This window comes from Gracilibacillus lacisalsi DSM 19029 (assembly GCF_000377765.1).
In the GTDB taxonomy this organism is placed as follows: Bacteria; Bacillota; Bacilli; order Bacillales; family Amphibacillaceae; genus Gracilibacillus; species Gracilibacillus lacisalsi.
The window spans coordinates 42015-48169 of sequence record NZ_KB898677.1 but is presented as its reverse complement, the minus strand read 5'-3'; the positions used below and the strand labels follow the sequence as shown (position 1 = coordinate 48169).

Sequence of the window (6155 nt, the reverse complement as noted above, 5' to 3'; positions counted from 1 at the left end):
TAATCTTTCGTAGAAAAACAACATATCGTTTGGCTCGGTAGCTCAGTCGGTAGAGCAACGGACTGAAAATCCGTGTGTCGGCGGTTCGATTCCGTCCCGAGCCACCATTTCAACAAGCTAAATAAAAGCTTGTTTTTTTAATGTAAAAAATATGAATCATTCATCTAATATTTCTTGAAAAGGCCTATGGTCAACATTTCCAATTTTAATGCTAAATATTTGCTTTTTATTTTATTGTTTTGATACCATTTGTCCTAGAAGGATTTTTATACTTTCTAATAAAAAAAATAGGAGGAATGAAACATGGCAAACTTTACTTTACCAGATTTACCTTATGGATATGATGCATTAGAACCTCATATTGATAAGGAGACAATGAACATTCATCACACAAAACACCACAATACTTATGTAACCAAATTAAACGCTGCGCTAGAAGGTCATGATGATTTAGCAAACAAATCTATCGAAGAGATCTTAGCAAACCTTGATGCTGTACCAGAAAACATCCGTACGGCAGTAAGAAATAATGGCGGTGGACATGCTAACCACAGCTTGTTCTGGACATTGCTTTCACCAAATGGTGGCGGTGAGCCAACAGGGGAATTAGCAGATGCCATTAATTCTACATTTGGAAGCTTTGACAAGTTTAAAGAAGAATTTGCTGCAGCTGGTGCTGGCCGATTTGGTTCTGGTTGGGCATGGCTAGTTGTAAACAATGGTAAGCTTGAAATTACTAGTACACCTAACCAAGATACTCCTATTTCTGAAGGTAAAACACCTATTTTAGGCTTAGATGTTTGGGAGCACGCATACTATCTCAAATATCAAAACAGACGTCCTGATTATATTGCTGCATTTTGGAATGTAGTGGATTGGGATAAAGTAGCAAGCTTATATAATGAAGCTAAATAATCAAATAATACACGTAGGGGCTATGGTATAATTCCATAGCCCCTTTATTTAGTAGCAATTTTCAATGTCAGAAATCTTGTGAGTTTTTTTGAGTACTGTTCATTTTTATGTTTCTTCCATTTATTTCTTTTAGTTGCCCTGTTATTTACACCTTTTTTTGAGTAAATATAGTTGATAATATTTTCTTCAGTTGATTAAATGTATATCTGCTACTTTCTAGACCAAAATAAAGGTTAGATTGTAGTGAGGTGTAAATGATGAGCGAAACCGTGAAAAGAACAAAAAAAGCAATGCCGAATAGTAAAGATTTAAAGTTATTATTAACAATAGGCGGCTTATACGCCATAGCAACTTTCTTATCCAATACTTTTGTTAATATCTTTTTATGGAAACAATCTGGGGATTATATTGATATAGCTATATATAATTTGTTTGTTTATATCCTGCAACCAATCTCTTTCGTTGTTGCAGGAAAGTTTGCAAAGAAAGTGGATAGAACCATTATTATTAGAACCGGAGTAATCTTTTTATCCATTTTTTATGTAACTGTATTGTTAGCAGGTGATAATGCTTCACGTTTTCCTTATTTATTAGGTGCGATCCTAGGGATAGGTTATGGTTTCTACTGGTTAGCATTTAATGTGTTAACCTTCGAAGTTACAGAACCTGAGACAAGAGATTTTTTTAACGGAATTCTAGGTACGTTACAATCACTAGGTGGAATGATCGGTCCGATCTCAGCGGGTTTTATAATCACAAAGCTGGATAATTTCCAAGGATATAGTTTGATTTTCTTTATATCCTTTTTTTTATTTGTAATTGCAGTAGTATGTTCGTTTTTTCTAAAGAAACGAAAAGCAACTGGAAAATTCTTTTTTAAACATGTTGTATTGGAGAGAAAATCCAATCCGAACTGGCGCAATATTTTATATGCACATATTTTTCAGGGGTTAAGAGAAGGTTTATTTATATTTGTTGTCGCTATTTGGGTATATATTGCAACGAATAGCGAGTTTGCATTAGGCGGTTTCAATTTGACTCTCTCTCTATGTTCATTTATTAGTTATTATCTGGTAACGAAAATGCTAAAAGTGGAATATCGAAAACATGCGATTTTGCTTGGAGGGTTTTTATTATATGTAGCTGTTGGTTTATTTGTTTTTCAGACTGGTTATTGGATGTTACTTGTTTATGGAATCATTGTAGGGATTGCGTACCCACTCTATAATGTTCCTTTCATATCATTAACGTATGATATCATTGGTAAGGCCAGAGGAGCAAGAGACCTTAGGATAGAATACATCATTATAAGAGAGCTATTTGTCAATGTTGGCAGGGTCTCTGCGATATTGATCTTTATTGTCAGTGTTTCCCTTGTTGACCCCAAAGTTATGATACCGATTCTTCTATTGACGATTGGCGGAGGTAACTTATTTGCTTATTATTTTGTGCGCAACACAGATTCATCCATTTATCATGGCGTTAATCGTACGTAAGACGCTCATATATTTTCGTGAAATTAAGTGGAGGGGACTAGTCTCACTTTTAAACGTTAAATAGGTAGTAAAGGAATGGATAACATGTTATAATATACGGGATGTTTGTCATTAGGGGGAATGGGGATGAACCAGCATCCGGATTTTAAAAAAAAGAAGAAATCAAAAAAGAACAAGGCGCAACTGCCTTTTCGATTAAATATATTGTTTTTAAGTGTCTTTCTTATCTTTTCCCTGTTGATTGTTCAACTTGGTGTTGTGCAGATACTTAATGGGGAGGAAGCACAACGGCAGATTAATCAAACAGAGAACACACCCTCGGAAAAATCAGTACCAAGAGGTAAGATGTATGACAGTGATTTTGATTTGATTTTAGATAATAAAGCAGTCAAAGCGATTACCTATACACCTCCGAAAGATGGTGAATCAGCTGAAGCTCGACTTGCATTAGCTGAAGAGTTAGCGAAATATATTACGATTATAAAAGATGAAGAAGAACTGGATGACTCAATTCGAGAACGTGATCAGAAAGAATATTGGTATTTGCAAAATAGAGAAGAAGTTTCTAATCTTTTATCAGATGAGGAAAAAGAGAATCTCGACACAGGCGAGCAATATCAGGCAGAGCTTGATGCTATTACTGAAAAACAGTTAAAAGAAATTGATTGGACGTCGGAAGTAAAGAATGTTATTGCCATTAAGAAAGAGCTTGATGCAGCTCGCGAATTATCTCCGCATGTTGTAGTTAATGAAGGTTTGACGGATGAGGAATATGCAAAGGTATCAGAACATTTACATGATTTGCCTGGTATTGATGCAGTTATTGATTGGGACAGAGAAAGACTCTATGAAGGAACATTAGGTTCTTTCTTCGGAAATCTAACTTCATCTGACGAAGGGATACCTCGTGAGAATAGTGATTTTTATTTATCCAATGGTTATACATGGAATGATCGCGTAGGAACAAGCGGTTTAGAAGAACAATATGAGCATGTACTTAGAGGAAGAAAAGAAAAAGTTCAGTATACAACAGATACGAGTGGCAATGTGATCAATTCTGAAGTTGTTGTCGAAGGTCAAAGAGGAAAGGATCTTATTCTATCGCTCGATATGGAATTCCAGGCTGAGGTGGACAAGATAGTTGAAGAAGAACTTCGAACGGCTATCAATAATCCTTATAACAATACTGGATATCTGAAGGATGCATTGGCGGTTGTGATGAATCCACAGACAGGTGATATTCTAGCCTTATCTGGATTTCGTTATGATGAGGAAGAGGATGAATACTTGAACCAGGCGTATAGAACTATTTATGATTCACATGAGCCAGGATCTGCCATTAAAGGTGCGACACTACTAGCTGGTTATCAGGAAGGTGTTGTTGACATTGGTACACACTTGTCTGATCAACCAATTAAAATAAAATCAACAAAAGAATTTGCTTCTCACACTTTTTTAGGATTTAGTATTTCTGACTTGAAAGCTATTCAGGACTCATCGAACGTTTACATGGCGCGGATTGCGTTGGAAATAGCTGGAGCAACATATCGTCCTGGAGAGATACTATATAATTTTGATTACAGCGCCTTTGATACGATGAGAAATTATTACAGTCAATTCGGCTTAGGAGTAAAAACGGGTATTGATTTACCATTTGAAGCAACTGGTGTAACAGGTACTAATCCTGCTCAAGGAAATTTGCTTCACTTATCTATCGGACAATATGATACGTATACTGCTTTGCAGTTGGCTCAGTATGTTTCCACGATTGCAAATGACGGGTATAGAATGAAGCCGCGTTTGGTTAAGGAAATTAGAGAACCTGGAAATGAAAATGGTATTCCAGGTAAAGTTATTGAATCCTTTAGTCCGGAAGTGTTAAATCGTGTGGACATGGATGACAAATATATAGAACGAGTGCAAACAGGATTTAGACGTGTAGTTACCGATGGAACAGCTAGAAACCAATGGAGTAACATCTCATATGAAGTAGCTGCAAAAACAGGTACAGCACAAAGACCAAAGTTTGAAATTATCAATGATGAACCTGTACAAGTAGATGAAACAGAAAATTTATCATTGGTAGGTTATAGTCCTGTTGAAAATCCAGAGGTTGCTTTTGCAGTTATTGTTCCTGATAATGGCACAAAAACTGGTAGACATCAGGTGCATCATGAGATTGGTAAAAGAATTATCGAAAAATACTATGATTTCAAAGATAAAAGTGACGAAGAAAAACAAAAAGAAAACGATGAGCAAGAGGATTAATAAAAAAACCGGAACTAGTATTCTAGTTCCGGTTTTTTTGTATGGAGAAAAAGTATAAAATCAGCAAAATAAAAATCGCTATTTTGTGAGTATAAAAACAGACGTGTTACTTCTTGCTAGCGTTGTAGAGCATGATAATAGCTTAGGCAACCCACTTTCACTCCTGTGGAAATTGTTTGGCCTGAAGATCCGCTTTCTCGAGCGGTTTTGCTTGCAAAAGTTAACTGAAGGACAACCCCCATGGAAAGGGAAGGAAGAATTCAATTATATTGTTTTTACGTCTTAATTTCTATAAAAATGTCGAATTTACAATCTCTTTACAATTAATTAATAGTAGATTAATAGTTGTAAGTTATGATGTAATAGAAGCTTAATTGACAAGCTTCTAAATCACATCGTCTATATAGGGGGAAACAAAAATGAGCAAGTTCAAAATCATGTTGTTAGCTTTAATAGCTGTACTTACAATTGGGCTATTAGCTGCATGTGGAAGTGATTCAGAAGAAGAAACAGACAACGGTGAAGAAGCAAATGCAAGTGAAACAGATGATGGAGCGGAAGAAACAGAAGATACTTCTAATGAAGAAGAAACAGAAGCTTCAGATGAATTGGAAGGAACTGTTGCAATCGACGGCTCAGGTACAGTGTACCCGTTAATGTCAAGATTAGCAGAAGAGTATATGCTTAATGAACAACCAAATGTATCAGTTGAAGTAGGTCGTGCAGGTAGTAGTGCAGGCTTCGAAAAGTTTTTAGTTGAAGATGGTACAGATTTCAATGATGCTTCTCGTCCAATTAAAGATGAAGAACAGGCTAAAGCTGATGAACTTGGAATGGAAGTAATGGAAATTAAGGTTGCATTAGACGGTTTAACAATTGTAGTTAATCCTGAGAACGACTGGGCAGAAGAACTTACTGCAGAACAGATTGAAGATATTTTCTTAGGAAATGTAACAAAATGGTCTGAAATTGACTCTTCTTGGCCAGATGAAGAAATTCAAACTTATGGCCCTAACGAGAATCATGGTACGTATGAATTCTTCTATGAAGAAATTTTAGAAGAACAAGATTTAGTAGATACTATTGACTTACAACAAGAATATTCTACTTTAGTAACGCTAGTTTCAGAAGATAAAAATGCTATTGGTTACTTTGGTTTTGGATACTATGACAATAACCAAGACCAAGTAAAAGCTGTAGGTATTGATTTCGGTGATGGTGCAGTTGTTCCATCTCTTGAAACAATCGGAGAAGAAGGTCCATATGCAGACTATACTCGTCCAGTATTCACTTATTTAAATGTTGATCATGCAAAAGAAAAACCAGAAGTTTATGACTATGCAGAATATGTAGTTGAAAGCATTAATGATTTTGCTGGTGAGACTGGATTTGCACCAATTCCAGATGATGAGCAACAAGCATTACTAGAGGATGTTCAAGCTATCCAATAATTATGGATTAGTATTTAAACGTAAT

Annotated in this window: 4 protein-coding genes and 1 tRNA gene; all 5 read left to right on the top strand. The window is 35.7% G+C overall.

The genetic code is table 11. From position 1 onward, the window contains the following. Positions 1 to 31: 31 nt before the first annotated feature. Positions 32 to 107, top strand: a tRNA-Phe gene (locus D569_RS0118190). 196 nt (positions 108 to 303) lie between these two features. Then, complete coding sequence (sodA, locus tag D569_RS0118185) at positions 304 to 915, top strand: superoxide dismutase SodA (protein ID WP_018933865.1); 612 nt, start codon at positions 304 to 306, stop codon at positions 913 to 915. A gap of 254 nt (positions 916 to 1169) precedes the next feature. After that, positions 1170 to 2411 (top strand): MFS transporter, encoded by a 1242-nt coding sequence (locus D569_RS0118180; protein WP_245548524.1) that lies wholly within the window; start codon positions 1170 to 1172, stop codon positions 2409 to 2411. A 126-nt stretch (positions 2412 to 2537) separates the two neighbouring features. Next, entirely contained in the window at positions 2538 to 4679 is a 2142-nt protein-coding gene (locus tag D569_RS0118175; protein WP_018933863.1) for a peptidoglycan D,D-transpeptidase FtsI family protein, read from the top strand. A gap of 419 nt (positions 4680 to 5098) precedes the next feature. Further along, positions 5099 to 6130 (top strand): PstS family phosphate ABC transporter substrate-binding protein, encoded by a 1032-nt coding sequence (locus D569_RS0118170; protein WP_018933862.1) that lies wholly within the window; start codon positions 5099 to 5101, stop codon positions 6128 to 6130. Positions 6131 to 6155: the final 25 nt, after the last annotated feature.